The sequence below is a fragment of the Pseudoneobacillus rhizosphaerae genome, assembly GCF_917563885.1.
Lineage (GTDB): Bacteria > Bacillota > Bacilli > Bacillales > Cytobacillaceae > Pseudoneobacillus > Pseudoneobacillus rhizosphaerae.
In genome coordinates, this window is record NZ_CAKJTG010000001.1 from 37399 (window position 1) to 59539 (window position 22141).

Annotated in this window: 19 protein-coding genes; 14 read left to right on the top strand and 5 right to left on the bottom strand. The window is 36.0% G+C overall.

Annotation, left to right across the window (positions count from 1 at the left end; translation table 11 throughout):
* The 6 genes from LRP83_RS00175 (at position 1) to LRP83_RS00200 (ending at position 7287) form a co-directional block, all read left to right on the top strand.
* Complete coding sequence (locus LRP83_RS00175; protein ID WP_230494638.1) at positions 1–1053, top strand: P1 family peptidase; 1053 nt, start codon at positions 1–3, stop codon at positions 1051–1053.
* A gap of 92 nt (positions 1054–1145) precedes the next feature.
* On the top strand, positions 1146–1901 hold the full coding sequence (locus LRP83_RS00180; RefSeq protein WP_230494639.1) for an exodeoxyribonuclease III: 756 nt from the start codon (positions 1146–1148) through the stop codon (positions 1899–1901).
* A 99-nt stretch (positions 1902–2000) separates the two neighbouring features.
* Positions 2001–4577 carry a DEAD/DEAH box helicase gene (locus tag LRP83_RS00185; protein WP_230494640.1) on the top strand — a complete coding sequence of 859 codons (2577 nt, stop codon included), beginning with the start codon at positions 2001–2003 and terminating at the stop codon, positions 4575–4577.
* 33 nt (positions 4578–4610) lie between these two features.
* Positions 4611–5390, top strand: coding sequence for an SGNH/GDSL hydrolase family protein (locus tag LRP83_RS00190; protein ID WP_230494641.1), 780 nt, complete (start codon positions 4611–4613; stop codon positions 5388–5390).
* Positions 5391–5402: 12 nt separating this feature from the next.
* The gene (locus LRP83_RS00195; RefSeq protein ID WP_230494642.1) at positions 5403–6314 is read left to right on the top strand and encodes an ABC transporter ATP-binding protein; all 912 of its coding nucleotides are present in this window, start codon (positions 5403–5405) and stop codon (positions 6312–6314) included.
* On the top strand, positions 6307–7287 hold the full coding sequence (locus LRP83_RS00200; protein ID WP_230494643.1) for an ABC transporter permease: 981 nt from the start codon (positions 6307–6309) through the stop codon (positions 7285–7287). Before LRP83_RS00195 ends, LRP83_RS00200 begins: the two co-directional genes overlap by 8 nt.
* A 16-nt stretch (positions 7288–7303) precedes the next feature.
* Here LRP83_RS00200 and LRP83_RS00205 read toward each other — a convergent pair whose 3' ends face one another.
* Complete coding sequence (locus LRP83_RS00205; protein WP_230494644.1) at positions 7304–8239, bottom strand: VanW family protein; 936 nt, start codon at positions 8237–8239, stop codon at positions 7304–7306.
* A gap of 109 nt (positions 8240–8348) precedes the next feature.
* Complete coding sequence (gene shc / locus LRP83_RS00210) at positions 8349–10241, bottom strand: squalene--hopene cyclase (protein ID WP_230494645.1); 1893 nt, start codon at positions 10239–10241, stop codon at positions 8349–8351.
* A gap of 80 nt (positions 10242–10321) precedes the next feature.
* Here shc and LRP83_RS00215 point away from each other — a divergent pair, with 80 nt between their 5' ends.
* Together LRP83_RS00215 and LRP83_RS00220 are read left to right on the top strand one after the other, a co-directional pair.
* Positions 10322–11452 (top strand): DUF2515 family protein, encoded by a 1131-nt coding sequence (locus LRP83_RS00215; RefSeq protein WP_435531313.1) that lies wholly within the window; start codon positions 10322–10324, stop codon positions 11450–11452.
* Complete coding sequence (locus LRP83_RS00220; protein WP_290369464.1) at positions 11385–11822, top strand: CBO0543 family protein; 438 nt, start codon at positions 11385–11387, stop codon at positions 11820–11822. Before LRP83_RS00215 ends, LRP83_RS00220 begins: the two co-directional genes overlap by 68 nt.
* Before the next feature lie 54 nt (positions 11823–11876).
* Here LRP83_RS00220 and LRP83_RS00225 read toward each other — a convergent pair whose 3' ends face one another.
* Positions 11877–12953, bottom strand: coding sequence for a Gfo/Idh/MocA family protein (locus LRP83_RS00225; RefSeq protein WP_230494647.1), 1077 nt, complete (start codon positions 12951–12953; stop codon positions 11877–11879).
* Between the two features lie 148 nt (positions 12954–13101).
* Between LRP83_RS00225 and LRP83_RS00230 the strand changes: the two genes are divergently transcribed.
* Positions 13102–13557 carry an SRPBCC family protein gene (locus LRP83_RS00230; RefSeq protein ID WP_230494648.1) on the top strand — a complete coding sequence of 152 codons (456 nt, stop codon included), beginning with the start codon at positions 13102–13104 and terminating at the stop codon, positions 13555–13557.
* A 53-nt stretch (positions 13558–13610) separates the two neighbouring features.
* Here LRP83_RS00230 and LRP83_RS00235 read toward each other — a convergent pair whose 3' ends face one another.
* Positions 13611–14234, bottom strand: a complete 624-nt coding sequence (locus LRP83_RS00235; RefSeq protein WP_230494649.1) for a ribonuclease H1 domain-containing protein — start codon at positions 14232–14234, stop codon at positions 13611–13613.
* 260 nt (positions 14235–14494) lie between these two features.
* Between LRP83_RS00235 and LRP83_RS00240 the strand changes: the two genes are divergently transcribed.
* From LRP83_RS00240 to LRP83_RS00255, 4 genes are all read left to right on the top strand, one after another.
* The gene (locus tag LRP83_RS00240; protein ID WP_230494650.1) at positions 14495–15445 is read left to right on the top strand and encodes an AAA family ATPase; all 951 of its coding nucleotides are present in this window, start codon (positions 14495–14497) and stop codon (positions 15443–15445) included.
* 1 nt (position 15446) lies between these two features.
* Positions 15447–16646 carry a DUF58 domain-containing protein gene (locus tag LRP83_RS00245; protein ID WP_230494651.1) on the top strand — a complete coding sequence of 400 codons (1200 nt, stop codon included), beginning with the start codon at positions 15447–15449 and terminating at the stop codon, positions 16644–16646.
* A 25-nt stretch (positions 16647–16671) separates the two neighbouring features.
* The gene (locus LRP83_RS00250) at positions 16672–17880 is read left to right on the top strand and encodes a DMT family transporter (protein ID WP_230494652.1); all 1209 of its coding nucleotides are present in this window, start codon (positions 16672–16674) and stop codon (positions 17878–17880) included.
* A 122-nt stretch (positions 17881–18002) separates the two neighbouring features.
* Positions 18003–18269, top strand: coding sequence for a hypothetical protein (locus tag LRP83_RS00255; RefSeq protein WP_230494653.1), 267 nt, complete (start codon positions 18003–18005; stop codon positions 18267–18269).
* A gap of 37 nt (positions 18270–18306) precedes the next feature.
* Here the strand turns inward: LRP83_RS00255 and LRP83_RS00260 are convergent, their stop codons facing one another.
* Positions 18307–18696, bottom strand: coding sequence for a VOC family protein (locus LRP83_RS00260; RefSeq protein ID WP_230494654.1), 390 nt, complete (start codon positions 18694–18696; stop codon positions 18307–18309).
* Between the two features lie 365 nt (positions 18697–19061).
* Between LRP83_RS00260 and LRP83_RS00265 the strand changes: the two genes are divergently transcribed.
* A complete protein-coding gene (locus LRP83_RS00265) occupies positions 19062–22112 on the top strand; it encodes an efflux RND transporter permease subunit (RefSeq protein ID WP_230494655.1) in 3051 nt (1016 codons plus the stop codon).
* The last annotated feature ends 29 nt before the right edge of the window (positions 22113–22141 follow it).

Sequence of the window (22141 nt, forward strand, 5' to 3'; positions counted from 1 at the left end):
ATGAAAATTAGAGAAGCAGGGGTCGTAATTGGCTCTCTACCAACTGGACGAAAAAACTGTATTACCGACGTTTCAGGTGTGAAAGTTGGTCATGTAACTGTAGATTATCGGTTAGATGAAGCTAATGAGGAATTTGCCTGCACTGGAGTAACGGCTATTCTGCCACATGGTGGTAATCTTTTTAAAGAAAAGGTAACCGCAGCCAGTTACGTTCTTAATGGATTTGGGAAAACTACTGGTCTTATTCAAGTGAATGAACTTGGGGTAATTGAATCTCCCATTATGCTTACAAATACGTTTGGTGTGCCTGCTGTTACCCAAGGGACATTACAATACATGTTAGAGACCAATCCTGAAATCGGTGATACTACAGGAACGATTAATATTGTTGTTGGTGAATGTAATGATAGTTATTTGAATTCTATTCGGAAATTCCCAGTTCAAGCGGAACACGCCATTGAAGCGATTAAAAAAGCTACAAATGAAGTGGTAGATGAAGGGGCAGTTGGTGCTGGAAAAGGAATGGTCTGTTTTGGATACAAAGGTGGTATTGGATCCTCCTCTAGAATTGTACAAAGTGGGAACGAGGAACAATATACAATTGGTTGTTTAGTTCTTACTAATTTTGGGAAAAAGGAAGAGTTTCAAGCACAAAAATATCTCTGCGACAAGGTTGAAAATCATACAGGTCTATCTGAAACCGCGGATGGTTCAATCATTATGGTGCTAGCTACGGATGCTCCTTTAAATGAACGGCAGCTATTAAGAGTAGCAAAACGTTGTGGAATTGGTCTTGGTCGGACAGGAAGTCATTTTAGTCATGGAAGCGGGGATATTGTTATCGCGTTTTCTACTGCTAATAGTCATTCTCATGTTCTAGAACAACTTTATGTCGAATCCCTTTCATTAAGGGAAGACAATCCCCTTTTTAATCAATTATTTACTGCTGCAGCGGAAGTAACCGAGGAAGCCATTGTCAATTCCTTATCCCAAGCGGAAACAACATATGGTAGAGCGGGAAGAGTGGTTCATCACTACCCTTTTCATCAATAGGTTTAACAAGGACACATATGCGGATGTGTCCTTGTTACATTTTATTGATGTATAATAAGGATAGATTTTACATAATAAGGAGTTTAAAAATAATGAAACTTGTATCATGGAATGTTAACGGACTTAGGGCATGTGTGGGTAAAGGCTTTTTAGATTATTTTCATCAAGTGAATGCAGATATTTTTTGTGTGCAAGAAACAAAATTACAAGAAGGACAAATTAACCTAGAGTTAGAAGGGTATACACAACACTGGAATTATGCTGTTAAAAAAGGGTATTCTGGGACAGCTATTTTTTCAAAAAATAAACCACTTTCAGTTCAATACGGTATTGGTTTAGAAGAATATGATGCTGAAGGTCGATCGATAACATTGGAATACGATACCTTCTATCTTGTGAATGTTTACACGCCAAATTCACAGCGGGACTTAGCCAGACTTCCTTTCCGTTTAGCTTGGGAGGACCATTTGAAGGAGTATTTGTTGAAATTAGATGAGCAAAAGCCAGTCATACTCTGTGGTGATTTAAATGTCGCTCATAACGAAATTGACTTGAAGAATTCGAAAACCAATAAAGGGAATTCTGGATTTACGGATGAAGAAAGAGGAAAGATGGGGCATTTATTAAGTAACGGCTTCGTTGATTCCTATCGTTATTTATATCCTGATTTTGAGGGTGCTTATACTTGGTGGTCATACATGAATAAAGTTAGGGAACGAAATATTGGATGGAGGATTGATTATTTTATTCTTTCTGAACGAATTGCAGGTAACATGGTAGATGCCAAGATTCACTCGGAGATAATGGGAAGTGATCACTGTCCTGTAGTACTTGAAATAGAGATTTAAACATGAGGATTGATTTTTTTGATATTTAGTAACTTTTTAAAATAATGATGCAAACTAAAATTACATGGATACCTATAAAAAGGGGGGACAATTACCATTATGAGTAGCATAGAAATGATTTATCCATTAGCCATACAGCATACAAAACAAAAAATTTATGATGATATCGATCACTATTTAGAAAATAAAGAGATAACGCCATCCTTTAATGAGTATCTCGCAGATAGAAATCATTATATTGAGCAAATTTGGGTGAATGTTTGGTTAAATTCGGCCACCAATAAAGTTTCTAAAAGTGAAAAAAAGCAATTTTTAGTCGAAAAAGGGTTTGAGGTTGAAGGGGTCGATCGTAAATTAATCAATACTCTATTTCGAAATGAAATAAGAAGCTATCAACCTTTTCAAGTAGTGGATTGGTTAAATACTACCTTTAAAAATCAAGAAGAAAAATGGATAGAAAGACATGGACGAGCAAGAAAAAGATTCTTAAATCGGGAGTCAGAAGAACAGCTTTTTGAGCAGAGAAGACAAGTTCAGGATGAAATAGATAATGAAATTACCGAAATCATCCATGAATTAGAAGAGGTATTATTTTTAAAAACTCGACACTATGTTTCCGTTCAACTGAAAAATGATTTTACGAATAAAGTGAAATATAAAAAAATAGATACCTTTGCTCTCGAATTAAAATTAGAAGAGGAAGGAAAGTTTAATCCTGCTTCCTTTACTATAGTTGCTGAGTTTTTAGAAGAGTTAACGGGAGATATTCATAAAACCTTACATGGGGGAAGAACTCATTTTGAATATGAAACTTATTACTTTGAATATGAAAGATTAATCGGTGAATTCTTATTTGAAACGACCTCAAATCTAGTACTAGAGCACTTGCCTACTGATTTAGTCCAAAAATACGAGGAATTGTTTGAAGAAAGCATTAATGATTTGGATGAAGATATGATTGAGGAACCACTCTATGATTTAATTGAAAATTTCTACTCAAAACTACAGGAGGAGTATGTAGAGGACCTTCTAAAGCTCTCAGAAATCCCTTTTGATGAAGAAAAACATCGCGATTTATTAGCCCATGACCGGGCTGCCTGGGCTAAAAAGAAAATAGAAGAGCTCGCTGAACTGGAACGGAAGAAACAAGAAGAGTCGAGGATGCTTGAAGATATATTTGGTAGAGAATATAGTCCTTCCTATGGTAGAAATATTCAATACGTACTTCATATTGGGGAAACCAATACTGGTAAAACACATCAAGCATTAGAAAAAATGAAGGAAGCAGAAAGTGGCTTATACTTAGCGCCGTTACGACTTTTAGCACTTGAAGTATATGACAAATTGAATAATGAAGGAACTCCATGTAATTTAAAAACAGGAGAAGAGGAAAAGGTTGTTCAAAATGCCCAACATATATCTTGCACGGTAGAAATGTTCCATGAAAAGGATTTTTACGGGGTCATTGTGATTGATGAGGCACAAATGATTACCGACAAGGACCGAGGCTTTTCTTGGTATAAGGCAATAACAAAAGCGAATGCCAATGAAGTACATATTATTGGAAGTAAAAATTCAAAATCGATGGTATTAAAGCTATTAGGTGATGCAGATATCGTTATTAACGAGTATAGCCGTGATATTCCGCTTGAGGTTGAATCGAAAACTTTTAAGTTGAACGATGTGAAAAAAGGTGACGCACTAATTTGCTTCTCGCGAAAAAGAGTATTAGAAAATGCTGCCCGCCTTCAAAGAGCTGGACATTCTGTCAGTATGATCTATGGGAGCATGCCACCTGAGACTAGGCAAAAGCAGGTTCAACGATTTATCAAAGGAGAAACAAAGGTAATCGTCTCTACCGATGCAATTGGAATGGGGCTTAATCTACCTATTCGACGAATTGTCTTTTTAGAAAATGATAAATTCGATGGGACAAAAAGACGTCGATTAACATCTCAAGAAGTGAAGCAAATTGCGGGCCGTGCTGGTAGGAAAGGTATCTACAATATCGGAAAAGTTGCTTTTATGACCGATATTAAGTTAATGAATGAACTTTTAGAGAAAGAAGATATACCTGTTCACGAATTTGCCATTGCCCCAACTACAACCGTTTTTGAACGTTTCCAAAGATATTACCGTGACCTAGGTACTTTTTTTGAACTGTGGGAAATTTTCAAATCTCCAAAAGGGACGAAGAAAGCGACATTATCAGAAGAACGTGAGCTTTATGAGCTGATTCGAGGTACTGATATTGAAGCAAGACTTCCGATGGTTGATTTATATGGCTTTTTGCATATGCCTTTTTCACAAAAGGAGCCAGAGCTTATTCAGCAATGGCAACAAAATATGTTTGCCATTGTAGAGGGTGTAGAACTACCCGAACCTAGAATTAAAAAACGAACACTTGAAGATTTAGAGCTTACCTATAAGGCAATTGGCCTTCATCTTTTATTCCTATACCGTCTTGGTCATCGGACGGAAGCTTTATATTGGGAACGTCTACGTGCAGAAATTAGTGATGATGTTCATGAAAGCCTAAAGAAAGAAGTTAAAACATTAACGAAAAAGTGTAAAAATTGTGGGAAGAAGCTATCGTTAGAGCATGAGTTTCCGATTTGCAATGGCTGTTATGAATCACGCTACCGACGTCATTCGGATCAACATGATTGGTACTAAATTGAATCTAGATTGTATAAAAGGAGCAATGGGGTGAAAAATTTTACAGTCAAGTTAACATACGTGATATCACTCGTAACTCTTACCCTTTTCTTAGTAGGATTTACTTGGACCTTACAAAATCAATTCTTTAGTGAAAAGACGACCAATGTTGTTGTTAAAGAGGAAATGGTTAAAAAGGATCAAAATGATCAAAATAAAACAATTGTCGCACTAGGTGATTCATTAACTAGAGGCACGGGAGATATTGAAGGAAAGGGTTATATTGGTTACTTAGTAGAGGAATTAGAAGACAAGACAAACGAGAAAATCACGCTACAAAACCTAGGTGTGAAGGGGTATCGATCTGAACAATTGGTTAATCAGCTTCAACAAACAGGAGTTAAAGAGCAATTGAAAAATGCGGATCTTATTCTCATTACAATAGGTGGTAATGATTTATTTCAAAGTGGACAAACAATTATGGACTTAAATCTTGAAAATATAGATCGTCTTAGAGAACAATACCTTAAGAACTTGGGGAAAATCATAGTTGATTTAAGGGTATTGAATAAAGAGGCTACTATTTTCTTCGTTGGCCTATATAATCCATTTATTGATTTGAATGATGCAGCACTAATGACGAAGGCAGTACGGCATTGGAACTTTGAAACGAGTGAATTATTGGACAAGCATCCACAAACGGTGTTCGTTCCTACCTTTGATTTATTCCAGTTAAAGGTTAATGACTATTTATATACAGATAAGTTCCATCCCAACACTAAGGGGTACAAGTTAATAGCAGAACGTGTATCCTCATTAATTACATGGTAAGGGAGCGGGAAAATGAGCGAGGTCACACTTTCTGTAAAAAATTTACGCAAAGCAATTGGAAAAAGAGAAATCATTAAAGGCGTTAATTTTGAATTAAAAAGAGGAGAGGTTTTTGGTTTTTTAGGGCCGAATGGTGCAGGGAAAACAACAACGATTCGGATGCTTGTTGGATTAATTAAACCTACTTCAGGTTCCATTGAGATTTGTGGTTATAATGTCGTAACTGATTTTACAAAAGCGATGAGTTATTTAGGCTGTATTGTCGAAAACCCAGAAATGTATTCTTATTTATCTGGTTGGGAAAATCTTCAACATTTTGCTAGAATGTTGCCAAAAGTGGACCAAAATCATATCGAAGAAGTGGTAAATTTAGTAAGGCTTCAAGAACGAATTCATGATCCTGTGAAAACGTATTCTTTAGGGATGAGACAAAGACTTGGAATAGCCCAAGCGTTGCTGGGAAAACCTTCTCTACTTATTTTAGATGAGCCAACCAATGGTCTTGACCCAATGGGTATTAGGGAAATGCGTAGCTTTATACGGTATCTTGCTGAGACCGAAGGGTTAACGGTATTGGTATCTAGTCATTTACTTAGTGAAATCCAATTAATGTGCGATCGAGTTGCAATCATTACTAAAGGTGAAATAATCAAAGTTGATTCAGTAGATAATCTATTAACTCTTCAAGAACGTTTAATCTGGAAAGTTTGCCCGATAGAAAAAGCTGAAGTTATATTAAGTAAATATACAAACGTTACTAAATCAGGTGATGAAGAACTTATTACGCCATTTATCGAAGGTGAGACAGCATTATGGAACAAAAGCCTAATCGAAAACGGAGTTGAGGTTAAGGAGATGAATCGAAAACTTCCTGCATTAGAGGATTTATTCTTGGAAATGACAGGGGGGGAATCTGTTGATTAATTTAGTACATAATGAAATGCTTAAAATTGTTCGCAGAAAAAAACTAGTCTATGTGGCTTTAATTATTGCTGTTCTCGTTAGCCTATTTACATATGCCCAGTTTAAAGAAATTGAAAGAAGGATTGAAAGAGTAGGCTCAATAGATTGGCGTACAACATTGCAGCAGCAAATTATTGATACGCAAAATCGATTGACGAGCAGTGGGATATCAGAGGAATGGAAAGGCCAGTTAAGTTTGAGAATTCAGCAACAGCAATATTATCTTGATCACAATGTTAACCCAATGGAACCGGGTGCTCCTACCTTTACCCGAACATTTGCTGAAAATTCAATAACTTTATTCTTGCCTCTAATGGTTATGGTCATCGCGGCTGATCTCGTATCCTCTGAAAGAAGTGCAGGAACAATTAAGCTATTGCTTACAAGGCCAGTAAAACGATGGAAAATCCTTTTAAGTAAATATGTTGCTCTAATCCTGTCAGTATCTATCATTATTTTTATGTATGGGTTCCTATCCTACATGATTTCTGGCATAGTTTTTGGGTACCAAGGATGGTCTGCTCCCATCCTAACAGGGTTTACAAGTGAAGCGGGAGAATTAATAACAAGTTCAGCTCAAATGATACCGCAGTGGCAATATCTCTTTATGGAATTTAGCTTAGTTTGGTTTGTGGCCGTCATTGTTGGTACGATAACCTTCATGCTTTCCGTATTAATTAGAAGCACCCCAGTTGGTATGGGTGTCATGCTAGCCGCTTTGATATCTGGAGCCATTTTAAGTAATATGGTTTCTTCCTGGGAGACTGCCAAATATTTTTTCATGATAAACCTTGATTTAACAGCTTATTTAGCGGGAAATGCACCACCTATCGAAGGAATGACGTTAGGGTTTTCGTTGGTAGTCCTTACAATTTCGGGTCTCGTTGCTATACTAATTTCATTTATTGTATTTATTAAGCAAGATGTCTATTAAAAAAAGAGTTCCGAATTCATTCGGGACTCTTTTCTTCTTGTTCAATTGAAACCTTAATTTCTTCTGGTAATTGGTGTGATGCACTTGGGATTTTTCGAGGCTTAAAATTAACCGAATCAGAAGAGTATATGGACACTAGTAATTTACCTCCATATGTTTTAGCCTTTATTAGGATCGGTTGATTATACTTATTCATAAATCTAAAGTCGGGGCCATACCAGCTAACCGTTGCATCCCTTCCATGTGGAACATAACGTACAGTTTTACTATGCGAGTAGCGTTGAACGATTTTAAGTCCCGAATTATCAACCGCATTAAATAAGGTAGAAGAAACTTGGCAAATACCTCCACCAATACCTTCAGACAATTCACCCTTTACGATGATAGGAGCAGGAAGATACCCTTTATGAGCCGTGCGCTTGCCAACAACTTTATTAAATGAAAATGTTTGACCGGGAAATACAACGTGATTATTTATTGCGTTTGCCGCAAGTTGTATGTTAAAAGAGCGCTCTTTATTTGTAGCGTTATAATAGGTTATATATTGGCCAATGCGTTTTTCTTGAATATTAGAAAGGATTTCACTGTCTACCTCTGGATAAATAGGTGTTTTTTTTACTTCAATTATAGTAGTTCCCTTTTGAAAAAGACTGTCAAAAAGTTGTGTGGTGAAGGATGTTTGGTCTAATTTATAACCGATAGTTTCAGAGTGAATCCCTCCATTTTCATCAATAGTGGCATTCATAGGCTTTTGAAAACTTTCTTTTGTTATTTTTTTTAGAAAAGGACTTAAATATTCAAGATTAATAAATGGACCACCTGGGAGAGGGAGGATGAAATCGGATCGTTTTTCAATCGCAATCGTTTTTCCTTCTTGTTGTACAATGATTTGATCATATGAATTCGTTTGTTGGCTAAAAAGTAATATGCCTAATAGGAAAGAAATCTTCATTTATCTCAAAACCTCCAATAAATAAAAAGAAGTACCAAGTCCATCCATATTAGGATGTTCCTTGGCACTTCTTTTATGCGAAAAGAGCATTACAAGTTGATTCTTATGTTTACTTCATATATTTCTGGTGATAGTGGGAAAGTGCTAATAGAGGAAAGATATACCGATAGCTGTGATAATGAATATAAAAACCGCCAGCCATTCCTTGTCCAGTGGGGTAATCAGTGGTCCAGTCTACACGGTTTCCGTTTTCTAAAAGGAATTTGACTCCAGCAATGATTTCAGGAGTTGGTTTTTTTGAAGTTGAAATGAGTGTATCAAGTGCCCAGGCAGTCTGGGTCAATGTACTTGCACCTAATGGCATATAGGTTTTCTCCATGTCACTTTTACAGGATTCTCCCCACCCGCCATCAGGGTTTTGAATATGTTTTAACCATTTCACGGCTTTTTGAATTGATGAGTGACTTGGTGAGACACCAACTGACGTAAGTCCAGTTATCGCTGCCCAAGTCCCATAAATATAACAGATACCCCATCTTCCATACCATGATCCATTTCGTTCTTGATGATCTAGTAACCAGTGTATTGCTTGATTCATGGAAGGATGGTTTTTCGATAAGTTTGTATAATGACCAAAAAATTCTAATGTTCGACCTGTTAAATCAGGAGTGGAAGGGTCAGAAATCAAAAATTCTGCCCCTTGAATAGGAATGAAGTGAAAGAAGCCTTTGTTTACATTTTTTTCAAAAGCTGACCAACCACCATCGTCATTTTGCATAGAAAACAACCAACGTATGCCACTTTCCCATGCGTGGGAAGTATGTGGGATTTTATTTATTTGATTACGAAGAACTCTCAATGTAGAAGTGGTATCATCGATATCTGGAAGTATCGTGTTAACGTCGGAAAATCCCCACCCACCTGGTAAACTGTTAGGATTATGAATAACCCAATCGCCAAATTTATATTGCTGACGAGACAGTAAATAGTGAGTCGCCTTCTCTAGAACTGGATCAGAATCAGGTATTCCTGCTTCTTGTAAGGAATAGCTGATTAGTGAAGTATTCCAAACTGTGGCGGTTGTATATTGAATGTGAGTTTTACCGTCTATTTGGCATTTCATCGACTTCAATCCTGAAATGGCATTTCGAATGATGGGATGACTTTTTGGATATCCAAGGGCTAATAAGGCGAAAATCATCAAAAAGGTTGAACTAAAATAACTATTAAAGGTCCCGTCTGGTTCAATCCGATCTAGCATATATTGTTTGGCTCGTTCCAAAGCTAACTGCTGAAGTTGTTCTGGGAAACCGATTAAACTTTTGATACCAGTGGTTATAGTTGAAAAAATGGAGCGATATTCATTAGAACGCATCAAAGCAAAGAACTCGTCATCCCTATTATAATTTCTATTGATAAAAATGTTAGTAAGATTAGGGCTTTTACTTGTTCGAATCATATATTTCTTACTTGCAAGAATCATAATGGGGGCGAGATTGGCTCTTCCAAAGACAGAAAAATCGAAGAAATTGATTGGAAATGTTAGTGGTAAGAGGACGGTTTCAATGGGTATAGGAAAGAAGTTCGGCCATTTATGTTGACCTGTTATGGAAAGCATAATTTTCATTAACATATGGCATTTTTCAATGCCACCGTTTGCTAGGATAAACTTCCTTGCAGCACGTAATGGTTTATCCACTTGCGAATAGTAGCCTGAATATAAAAGTGCATAATAGGCTTCCGCTGTTGCTGTTAAATTCCCCATTCCTTCATCTATGAAAAGTTTCCATGATCCATTTTCCTCTTGTTTGCTTAATATTCGATTGCTTAGCTCTTGAATTAATTGTTCATCATTAATTTGTAAAGACCGCAATAATATAATCATATAGGCATCTGTAGAGACTCCTGTCTCAAAAGGGTAATTCCAGGTACCATTATGCGTTTGGTCTTTTTTTAATCTATCGATAATTCGGTTGATTTCCGAGCTAGGATCTAGAGCCACCAGTAAATCATCCTTTCCAATGATTGTTTAGTATCAAAGATATTCATGACTTAATAAAAGCATGCAAAGGGGGGATTAAGATTTTTGGCTTTAAGAAGAGAAAAAATGCTGCTTTTACTAGAGATTTAATTGAATTAAAAAAGGAGCTTATCAAATCAAAAACGCGACCTCTTCCTACACTCTCAATAGACGAGAAAGTGTTAATTAAAAAAATTAAAAGAAAAACGGAGGAGCTTAATCACAGCAATGTTACAAGAACAAAAGCCTATTTCGAATTTTATAAGCAGCATCCAGAAATACAATGGGCTTTTTTAGGTCATATGGTCTCTCGTAATGGTGGGTGGAATATGACAGACTTGAAGGGGGATTTCTTAAAAGGACTGCTCGACAAGCAATCTAGACAATACTTCTTTTCATTTCTAGAAAGAGGGAATTGGCTTATTTTTCAAGATGCCTATCCACAGTTCTTATTATATGAAGAAAGTCTAATAAGAAATCGTAAGCTATTCCATCTCTTACCCTATTTCAATGTATCCGTATTTATGGAAACGATTTGGAATGATTTTTGGAAACACGGTGACAAATATATTTTAACGATTGCTCTAGTAATTAATGAGCAAAGCTATCTAGAAAAAAGAGTGATGGATAATAACCATTTTAAACAAACGGTCTTTGAAACATTTGAATATAAGCTTCAAGAACTCCTATCTTTTAATCATATTCTCTTTCCCTATATTAAAAACAACAAAATAAAGTTAATGGGTCAGACGATTAACCAATTTGATTCATTGCACGAACGAATAATGCTAGGTAAACGTTTATATTCTCTCCTATTCTCTAATGATCAAATATTAAAAGAATCGAAGAGTTGGGCATTTGAAAATTCTCATACTGGTTCAAGGAAAGACTACTGGCCACATTTGTTTAATGATGTGAAGGATTATGCGCCTGGGAACTTTTATATTCGAAGATTGAAAAAATGCCAGCTTCGAAAAGGTGTAGCACGTATATACAGTCCAAGATTGGATTTTGCATGGAAAAATGTCGAGCACGAACCAGCGGAAGAAGGAGATTGGTATGACGATTGGAGGGTCATTGATTATTTATTGGAAGACACTCAAAAAATAGATGGAGAGATTGTACATGAATACTGCGAAACCCTTGAAAAACTTGAGCTCGCCACCATTGCCAAAAAAGCGATTTTCTTATAAAAGAGAACACATAGCCATACCTTTGCTAGCGGTTATAATCGGAACATATTTAGATTTATATTTTGTTAGCATAGGGATGTATTCATTTCCAAAAAGACTTTTTCCAGAGATTTTTACTATTAATATCGCTTTTACTTTAATCATTCTTCCTGTATTTACGTACTTAATGATGATCATTATTATGAAAATGAATCTAGTTCAAAGATGGAGTTTCCTTGTTCTTACAAGTATCGTTATTGCCTGTATTGAAAGGCTATCTGAAAGCTATGGCTTTTTTATCCACTCGGACCAGTGGAAGCATATCTATTCGTTTTTTGGATACCTTTTCTATATGTTTGGAATGTGGCGTTGTTTTAAATGGATAAAATAAAAATACTAGGAGCCTTCAAGAGAGATGGGGGATCCTAGTATTTTTATATTAATATTAATTTGCTACAATTTTTTTACCTTCTTTTGCTGAGTGTCGAGCTGCATCAAGTACCTTTTGAGTGGAATAGCCGTTTTCAAAATCGGCTAAATAAGGATGTTTGGATCTAGTGGCCATTGACTCATATAGTGCATCAAGCATTCGGTGGAATCCATTATAATATCTTGAAGCAACATCGGACATGCCGACAGGTGCTTTTATTTCTGGAACAAGCTCTACTGTTTTAAGCGGCTCATCTATAGTAGAGAAAAATACTTTATTATCATCAAGCATGACAATTGTGCCTTCTGTACCGAATACCTCTAAACGCCAGTTATTTTCCGTTTGTCGTGCTGCAGATAAAAGCTCCATCGTTACAGTGGCACCATTTTCGAATGTGCCTATTAACTGAAAGGCATCATCAGCCGTTCGGTTTTCTATATTTCCACTTTCATCCTTATAGATTGGTACGTGTGTTGGAAGCTGGGCAAATACTTCTTTAAATTGGCTATTCATCCACCATTGGAGGGAATCCGTCATATGCGACCCAATTGCGCCTAGCATTCCACCACCTTTTTCTTCTTGGCCAAGCCAACCACGTGTTCTAGACACTAATGAGGTGTAACTTGCGTAGGAGCACAAATATCGGACATGTAAGATTTGACCAAGGCTCCCGCTTTCTAAAATCTCTTTTACCTTAGTACGGGCAGGGAGAAATCGGAACTCATGATTAATAAGTCCAAGTTTTTTTGCGTGGTCTCTAGCTGACATCATTTCTTCTGTTTCTGCAATATGTAAGGCCATAGGCTTTTCGCATAAAACATCTAATCCTTTTTCAAAGGCTGCTAAGACCATGTCTCGGTGCAAATGAACAGCGGATGCAACAACAACTAAATCTAACTGTTCTTGATCTAGCATTAGCTTCCAGTCAGTATACACATTTTCAATACCGCTAGATTTCTTTGCTTCTTCAATATTCCCTCTCGAAACACTTGAGATTGATACTACTTCAAATCCATCATGAAAATGAAACATTGGAGCGTGTACTTTTGCTCCGAAGCCCGTACCGATAATACCAACCTTGATTGTTTTCATACCTTATCTCTCCTAACCTTGTACTTTATGTTTATTTTAAATGTTTTCTGAAAATATAGCTAATTTTGATTGGATTGGTGAAATTAATTCTTCTAAATAAACCATTATAGGCATATAACTTTCTTGAAAAGGAAAGAGGGGAAATTTTATGCCAAGCGGAATGCATCAAGTAGAAGTTCATCTACCTATAGAGAATGTTTGGGATTTTGTGAAGGATATGGATAATTGGGCACCACTAGTTCCAGGTTATATTGGTCATCAAAAAATGAATGAAAGAAGATCAACGTGGGAATTTAAAAGTGATATTGGAATTATGAAGAAAAAGGTTAGTTTATTGATTGATATTACAGAATGGAATGAGCCAAACCTAGTAACCTTTAATTTAAAAGGATTAAATGAGAAGTTTACAGGTCACGGCTATTTTAAAGCAGAAAAGATTAGAAGTAATATGACAAGAATGACGGGTTTCCTTGAAATTGTTGCTGAAGGAGCAATGGGTTCAATTGTAAATAATATCTTAAAAGCATCCATTCCTAAAACAGCAGAAGAAATGGCTATAGCGATTTCTGGGAGATTAGAAGAATTGAATGGGAATTTAAGGTAAACATAACAAGAGACTGAAGCGATTCAGTCTCTTGTTATGTTTAGAATGATATTTTATTTTCTCCCAAAATCGGCTTTAATCTCTCCAAGCTGACTTGTCTCCCATTTCAACACTTTGTTTGAATAAGAGTTTTCCTTCAGCCATTTTTCCGCACGTTCTATAAGTGACCAAACGGTTTCAGTTTTCATATTTCGTTCTAGGGTGGTATTCGCTTTCTTATTTCGGACCCAAGCAATAGCGGTTCTTGAATCAGAGTAAATGGTTGTATTTTTCTCTTTTTGCTTTAGATAGGAAAGGGCATGAACGATTCCTAAAAATTCACCGATATTATTCGTGCCAAGAACAGGGCCGTAATGAAATATTTGTTCTCCAGTTTTTGTATATACACCTTGATATTCCATCATCCCTGGATTTCCACTACAAGCGGCATCAACGGATATACTATCCATATCTATTGAAATGGCACTTGGTTTTTCTTTTGAGATTGTTTTTTTAGGGCCAGCAGAGGATGTTTTAACATACCCTCCTTTAAATGCCATTGTTGCTTCTTCGATGGTCGGAAAGGATTTGAACCGAGCACCTTGGTATCCCTTAGTTTGTAGCTCACATTCTGCCCATGTTTCAAAAATACCCGTTTTTCTTCCGCTCCAAACAACATAATATTTTTTGCCAGCCATTCTAATTGTTTCCTCCTCATGTATCTTCCTTTTTATGATATAGAATAACAAAAATAGTAATAAGAAGCTATAAAACTAAATAGGTGATTTGTATCACATGTTACTTTGTAAAAAAATGGACAAAACCAGTCTTTAGTTGCATAATTAAAGTCGTATGGTCTGAATCTTTCGAGCATTCAGAACATAAATTCGAGGTGTCTTACTTAACAGACTACTCTTACAAATTAAAAAGAGATAAAGTTGAAAAGGGGAAATCAATCTTGAACTTAACAGAAAAAGTTTTACAATTAAAGCAACAAATTAGTCAGGTTATTATCGGTAAGAACGATATCGTTGAAATGGTGTTTATCGCGCTATTAAACGATGGTCATGTATTATTAGAGAGTGTTCCTGGAACAGGAAAAACTCAACTCGCAAAAAGCTTTGCAAAAACGATTGATGGTTCTTTTAAGCGAATCCAGTTTACCCCAGACTTATTACCAAGTGACGTAACAGGGATTCAATTTTTCCATCCTAAGGAGCAAGATTTTCAGCTTCGTATTGGGCCAGTAATGACGAATATTCTTTTAGCAGATGAAATTAACCGTGCCACGCCACGTACACAAGCTAGTTTATTAGAAGTTATGGAAGAACGCCAAGTGACAATTGATGGAGAGACGATTGCACTTCCAAAACCTTTTATGGTTATTGCTACGCAAAACCCAATTGAGTCTCAGCAAGGTACATTCCCATTACCAGAAGCGCAAATGGACCGCTTCTTTATGCAAATCCCATTAGGGTATCCGACAATCGAAGAAGAGAAGAAAATTATGCAGACATACCGTAATGGGACGCCATACAACAACCTAAACACGGTATTTACTTTGGATGAGATCACTAAATTGAAAGAAGACGTTAAGCAAGTTTCGATTTCTGAGGATGTAGAAGATTATATTCTTGAACTTGTCCATTTGACACGAAATCATGATGAAATCGAAATGGGTGTTAGTCCGCGTGGAACGTTAGCTCTAATGAGAGGAGCTCAAGGTAGAGCATTTCTACAAAACCGATTATTTGTCACCCCTCAGGATGTCAAGGATATAGCAGTTTACATGTTAGCGCACCGTTTAGTTTTAACGTTAGATGCGTCACTGAAAAGAACGAATAGTCAAGTGTTAGAAACCATTTTAAAAAGCGTTGAAGTGCCTGCAGAAACAGGGGCGTTGAAATAAAATGACATGGAGAAAAAATGTTCATGGAGGAAATGCATTAGAGCTTGTTACACTCATTGCTTGTGTACTCCTGCTTGTTAGCTTTTACCAAGATACGTATTGGTTAATTTTTCTAGGCTGTTTTTTATTGGTTCTTAGTAGGATGAGTTTATACTATTTAAATCATGTAGCGGATCAACTTGAATTGGAAAATCGTAGAGAAACAATTCGTTTATCTGTTGGAGAAGAAACCATTTTAACCTTAAAATTATCACAGCTTAGCAGATTACCGATTTTTCGAGGAATAGTAGAATTAAAACTTGAGTCAATCGTCGAAGGCGTAGGAATCCCTTCTTATCCCTCAGAATCAAATATAGTTTTTACAATTCCAATTCATTTAAAAGGGAAAGAGACGATCCAAATTCCTCTTCCATTAAAAGCAATTACCCGTGGGGCTACTAGGATTAAATCCATAAATGTAACAATACCTAACTTCTTCGGTTTCGGGTTTGTTGAACTTAGTTTTAATCCTTTTATTCATAAGGAATTAATCGTACATCCTCAGATTATTTCAGTTCCACAAACTGAAAAATTATTTGCCACCAAAGCACAAGGTGAGTTTCCGATTCAATCTAGTATACATGAACATTTATTGTCACCCATCGGTACGAGGGATTATGTTTACTCCGATTCCTTTGGCCGTATTCATTGGAAGGCTAGTGCTAAAACACAAACATTGCAAACGAAGGTTTTTGAGAAAACAGCTCATTACTCTTGGACTTTTATTATCAACTTACGAGTACCTAATATGCCGACCTACCATTTAGGTGTTGTTGAGAATTTAGAGTCTATCATAAGCAATGTGGCTTATATGGCAAAATTTGCTACGAAAAAGGGAATTGAATTTGAGTTGTTTCTGAACCTTCGCATGGCCAGTGGAGCAGCGGTTTATCATCTTCCAAAGGGTGAAGGCTCGAAACAATTAGGTAAGGTACTGGATCTTCTAGCACGTTTAAACGAAAGAGGAAATACGGTACCATTAAACAAAATGTTTAACTTCGTTGAGAAGCAACAACAACATTCACCAGTCGTCATCTTTAGTGGACCGTATGAAGATGAAGGAGTGTCATATTTTTCTAAAATGCAGAAAAAGGGACAAATGGTGTATATACTTCAAGATGATTATGAATACCCAGCCATAGTCCCATTCGGTCGGACTTGATTTGTATGAAAATAGGTGATGATAAATGATACAGCGATTACAGCCTGCATACTTTTTTATGCTAGAATGCTTTTTTCTTTATTTCCTAGTTTTTGTGTTTTATACACGTTCAGGAGAGATTCCTTCTATCCCTGCCATATTATCGATTATCATAGGAGGGAATTTATTCCTTTATTTAGTTTCGAAAAAAAATATTGTTAATAACGGCATTCCCTTTATTTGTGCCATTTTATTAAGTGGGATTGCTTATTTTCTTGGTTTTTCTATAATGTCTATTGTGTTATGTTCTGTTTTTTTATATTTTAGAATCAGTTCGTTTATTAAGGATTCTTCTTTATGGAAAGAGGAAAGAACCAATTTAGCGATAGTATTTTATAGTAGTAGCATTCTTGTTTTCTTTATCGGATGGATTTTCCGTTATCCTTATATGAATGTCCTGTTCGGAATGGTCATTGCTTTCACCGTTCTTTATAGTATTGGTAGGTTTTTACAGCAAACGGGTGATCATTTTGAAGCTCGTGATGTTTTGGGCTTATCCAGTGCCCTGTTTATAGCGGTCGTTTTAACTGTATTAGGAACATTACTTATACCTGGTGTGAAGTTTGTGTTTATTAAAATATTCTCAGGTTTAGCCGTTATTGCTAGTATTATAGGAAGTCCAATCTTTGCCTTAATTGAAGGAATTATCCTTGGTATTAAATCACCCGAGTCACCAGATGATCCGTTTGCTCAAGGAGAAGTAGGTGATAGAAAGGAAACCTATGAAAAAATTATTCCTGTAGAAGGAATTCCATCTTGGTTTTGGTTAGTCTTATTAGTCGTATTACTAATAATAATTTGGGTAATTATAAAAAGGAAATCAAAAATAGTGGATAAAGAAATTCAAGAATCATCACAGATTAAACTGGAACATATCCCATTATCAGTCAAAATGGGTAGGAAGCGAAAGTTTTTCAGAAGTCCTTCTCCACATGAATATATGCGTAAATTGGTCTTTCATCTTGATGAATATGCAAGTAAATATCATCTTGGTAGATATCCAAATGAAACCGTTCGAGAATGGTTTGAGCGTGTAGAGTTCCAGAAAAACGAAGACCTATTCGCTGCTTACGAAAGTGTTCGATATGGCAATATTGATATTGTACTCGATAAACATGATGCCCAGCGTTTTGAAGATATGATTCTAAAGATAAAAAAGGAAATTAAGGATCGAAATAATAAGAAAAAGGGATAGAGAAGAAAGCTTCTCTATCCCTTTTTTTTAGGCATAAGATTTTACTGTTATAATGAAACCCTAATTAAAAAAAAACGTCAAATATATTAAACAACAGTTTTTTAATGAAAGGGCTGAAGAAAATGTTCTTTGTTATTGTTTTTGTACTTGGATTGCTAAGTACATTACTTTTCATAAAAGTTAAATCCAAATGGGCAAAGTGGATTCCAGCGTTTATATTTTTTGTTGCAACCATATTAATGGGTGGAAAGGCCAAGTTTTTCCCCGCACCTGAAATGGAGGTTTTAGGTGAAATTGTCTACTTTATGATATTTGGAACGATTACGATTGGAGCCGTAATTGGTGGAGGAATTGTCCATTTTTGGAACAAAAGAAAAAGCCTAAAATAACGTTTAATAAGATTTACAGCACTTAGATGGTTATAATTTATATTTTGGGTGATACAAGCTCAACTTTAATTCTGTCTGGGTCTTCAAAAAAGACAGCATGATAATCTTTCCCACCTGCAAATGGGTGTTTATCAAGGTACAAGATGTTGATTCCTTTATCTTTTAATTTTGCCGTTATTTCTTCCACCTGTTGTGTAGATTTTGCATGAAAGGCCAAATGGTTAAGACCAACTCGACATCGGTGGTAAGTAATATCCATAAATCGATTTTCTGTTTGAACAAACACAATATATGTATCTCCATACTTCCAACTGATTCCCTTATCCCATTTTTGGTATGTCTCATATCCTAATTCGGTTAAAAGCCAGTCCCAAAATTGAGTGGATTTTTCTAAATTAGAGACATAAATTTCTATATGATGTAGCAATTTGGATCCCCCTTTTTATTATTATTTTATCAGAAAATTAAAACTCGATCACGACAGATCAATTCAATTAAGCTTTGAATTGTTTAAAAAAATTGAAGTGTCATTTATTTTAACCTATTTCAGTGCCTTCCTAATATTAGGAGGGTTTTTTGTGTTACATAAGAAATATCCTAACTACATCTTAAGTCTTAGAAAAAGTTAAATCTCCAGGTGCATTTGTCTTAGCGTAAAATCAATTATCATAACAATATGTAAATTATGGATAAAGTTCCATATAATTTAAATTTATATGAAGGAGAATTCATTTTAGTGTTGAAAACTTTAATGTTAGGGAGAAAGTCCTATTTCGGAAGGAAGGTATTATTTTGAAAAAGATTATCCGTTTTAGTATGAAAAATGCAGTAGCTTTGTTTCTAGTGATGCTACTCATAATAGGTGGAGGTATTTATTCTTTAAGGGAAATTAATATTGAAAAGTATCCCAATGTAGACATACCTTATTTAACTGTAGTGATACCATACCCAGGTGCTTCACCTGAGCAATCCATAAAGGATATTGGAGAGCCAGTTGAAAGAGAAATAATGAATATTGATGGTGTCAAAAATGTTTATACGGATGGAGTCGCGAATGTCGTTTATTCGACGATGGAGTTTGATTTATCAATTAGTATGGATGATGCAGAACAGCTTGTAAGGTCAGCTATAGATAAACTTAAATTACCAGAAACGGCAGGGGATATCGAATTTTTTAAACAAGGCCCAGAGCCAGATCCAACGGTATTTTCGTTGGGGATATTTGCTAAAGACAACCAATCAAAATTAGAAAAATTTGTTTCGGAAAAAATGATTCCGATGCTTGAATCCATCGAAGGGGTCAGTAAGGTTGATGTTGGTGGAATAGAAGAGAAGACAGTGACCATTCGACTTATTCCAGAAGAACTTAAGAAAAGAGGCATTACTCTTGATGATGTCAGAACAGCTATTAATGCGAACAATCTTACCATTCCAACAGGAAATGTTGCAATTTCTAATCAAGTATTGCCAGTTCGTGTTAGTAAAGAACTGAAATCACTTGATGATGTCAAAAATATCCGCCTTTTTACAATGGGATCTCCTATACAATCGGTAAACCCAGAGCTGGAAAATATAAAACTAAGTGAAATTGCAGAGGTAGAGTACGGAAGTGAGGTTAAAAGTAATTTTACTCGTATCAATGGAGAGCCTGGTGTACGTGTCGGAATTATCGCAGAAGGTGGAGCCAATGTAGTCGAGATTGTTGAAAATGCGAAGGAAGAAATCAGGAACATACAGCTTCCTGAAGGGGTTGAAGTCAAAACACTTAGAGATCAATCAATCGAAATTAAGGATTCCGTATATTCAATGCTTAGAGAAGCTTTACTAGGGGCTATAATGGCCGTTGTCGTTACATTCTTGTTTTTAAGAAATATCCGATCCACACTAATTGCCATAATCTCCATTCCACTTTCTATCTTTGCCTCTTTTACAGTTATTAATATGCTGGGGTATACCTTGAATATTATGACATTGGCTGGGATTGCAGTTGCAGTTGGGCGAGTAGTTGATGATTCAATTGTTGTCATTGAAAATGTTTTTAGAAGAGTTAGTGCTACAAAAGAGCGAAATGAACGATTAGTTGAGCAGGCAACAAGGGAAGTGGCATCTGCTATTACTTCCTCCACCATTACAACGGTCGCCGTATTTTTACCGATGGCTTTTGTTCCTGGTATTATTGGTAAATTCTTTGCGCCATTGGCTTGGACCATTGTCATTTCCTTATTGTTTTCGCTTATAGTGGCCGTTACAATTGTTCCACTCATGTCGAGAATTTTTCTTTTAAAAATCTCACCAAAAGAACATAGTGAAAATACTTTGCAAAAAGGTTATCGTAAAAGCCTTCAATGGGTATTGAAAAATAGAGTTTTAACTCTAATGATGTCAATTGTTCTTCTTGTTAGTTCTGTTGGTCTAATTGCACCAAAACTTGGAACCACATTTTTACCACAAGAAAAAGCGAGTAATTTTGACGTGAACATTTCAATGGAAAAGGGGACCTCACCAGAAGACACTAGTGCTGTGGCAAGCAAGGTGGAAGAAATTCTTATGGATAAAGAAGAAGTTAAATTAGTTAGCACGAGTGTATATGGAGGAGATGAGTATGCTTCCATTACCTTTTCATTAAATGATTCTGTAGAAGATGTAGATGGTTTAATAGAAGGTTTACGTGATCAATTTACTAAAATTACTGAAGCAAAAGAAATTTCTGTAAGGGGAGTTGGCAGTTTTGCAGGTGGGGCTCAGTCCCAGTATGTAATGGTAGTAAACGGCTCTGACTTTGAAGAGATAAAAACAGCTAGTCATAAAATAGTCAATGTGCTTAAAGAAATTGATGGGATGGCTGACGTCAGTTCTTCACTAGAAGGTGATGAACCGGAAATTGAAATTGATTTGAACGAAGATAAGCTTGCTGAAAATGGTTTGATGCCAGCGATGGTTGGAAAAAGCCTTCGCGAACTTATTAATGGTGATATCATAACAACTATGAATCTTGATGATAAAAATACAGATGTAAAGCTAAGCTTAAAAATGAAAGAGATTAATAGCCTTGAAACTCTAGGAGAACAAGAAATTAACAATGTAATGGGAATGCCGGTTGCTCTAAAAGAATTAGGGACTCTGAAACGTGTCAACAATCGAACAGTGATCACTCATTTAAATCGAAATGAATATGTCATGGTGTTTGCGCAAATTACTGATTCAAAAACAGGTGAAGTAACGAAAAAAGCAGATGAAGCAATAGCCAAGCTAGATTTACCAGAATCTGTGGATTACTACAAGGAGGGAGCATCTGCAGCGATGGAGGAAGGCTTTAAAAATATGGCCATTGCCATTGCTGTTAGTATCCTTTTAGTCTACTTAGTTATGGTTATAGCATTTGGTGAGGGGAAAGCTCCGTTTGTTATTTTGTTTGCCATCCCGTTTTCAGTGATTGGTGCTTTAATCGGTCTTTTCATTGTAAAAGAACCAATAGGCATGCCTGCCATGATTGGATTGCTCATGTTGAATGGAATTGTTGTGACGAATGCAATCGTATTAATTGACAAAGTGAAGCAAAATGAAAAAACGGGAATGTCTAAACACGATGCATTAATCGAAGCTGGAGTAATTCGGATTAGACCAATCCTCATGACAGCGATTGCGACAGTAGGAGCTTTAATTCCAATGGCTCTATCAAGCCATGCGGGAATTGTCTCAGCTTCACTGGCTGTAGTCGTTATTGGTGGATTAACGACATCTACCATGCTTACTCTATTTATTGTACCTGTTTTATACAGCTTGATGAGCTTTAAAAAGAAAGCAAATAAGAATGAAGAAAAAACTTACACAAAGGCTGTTTAATTATTAGTCTTTGAAAGATTGCAAAAAGC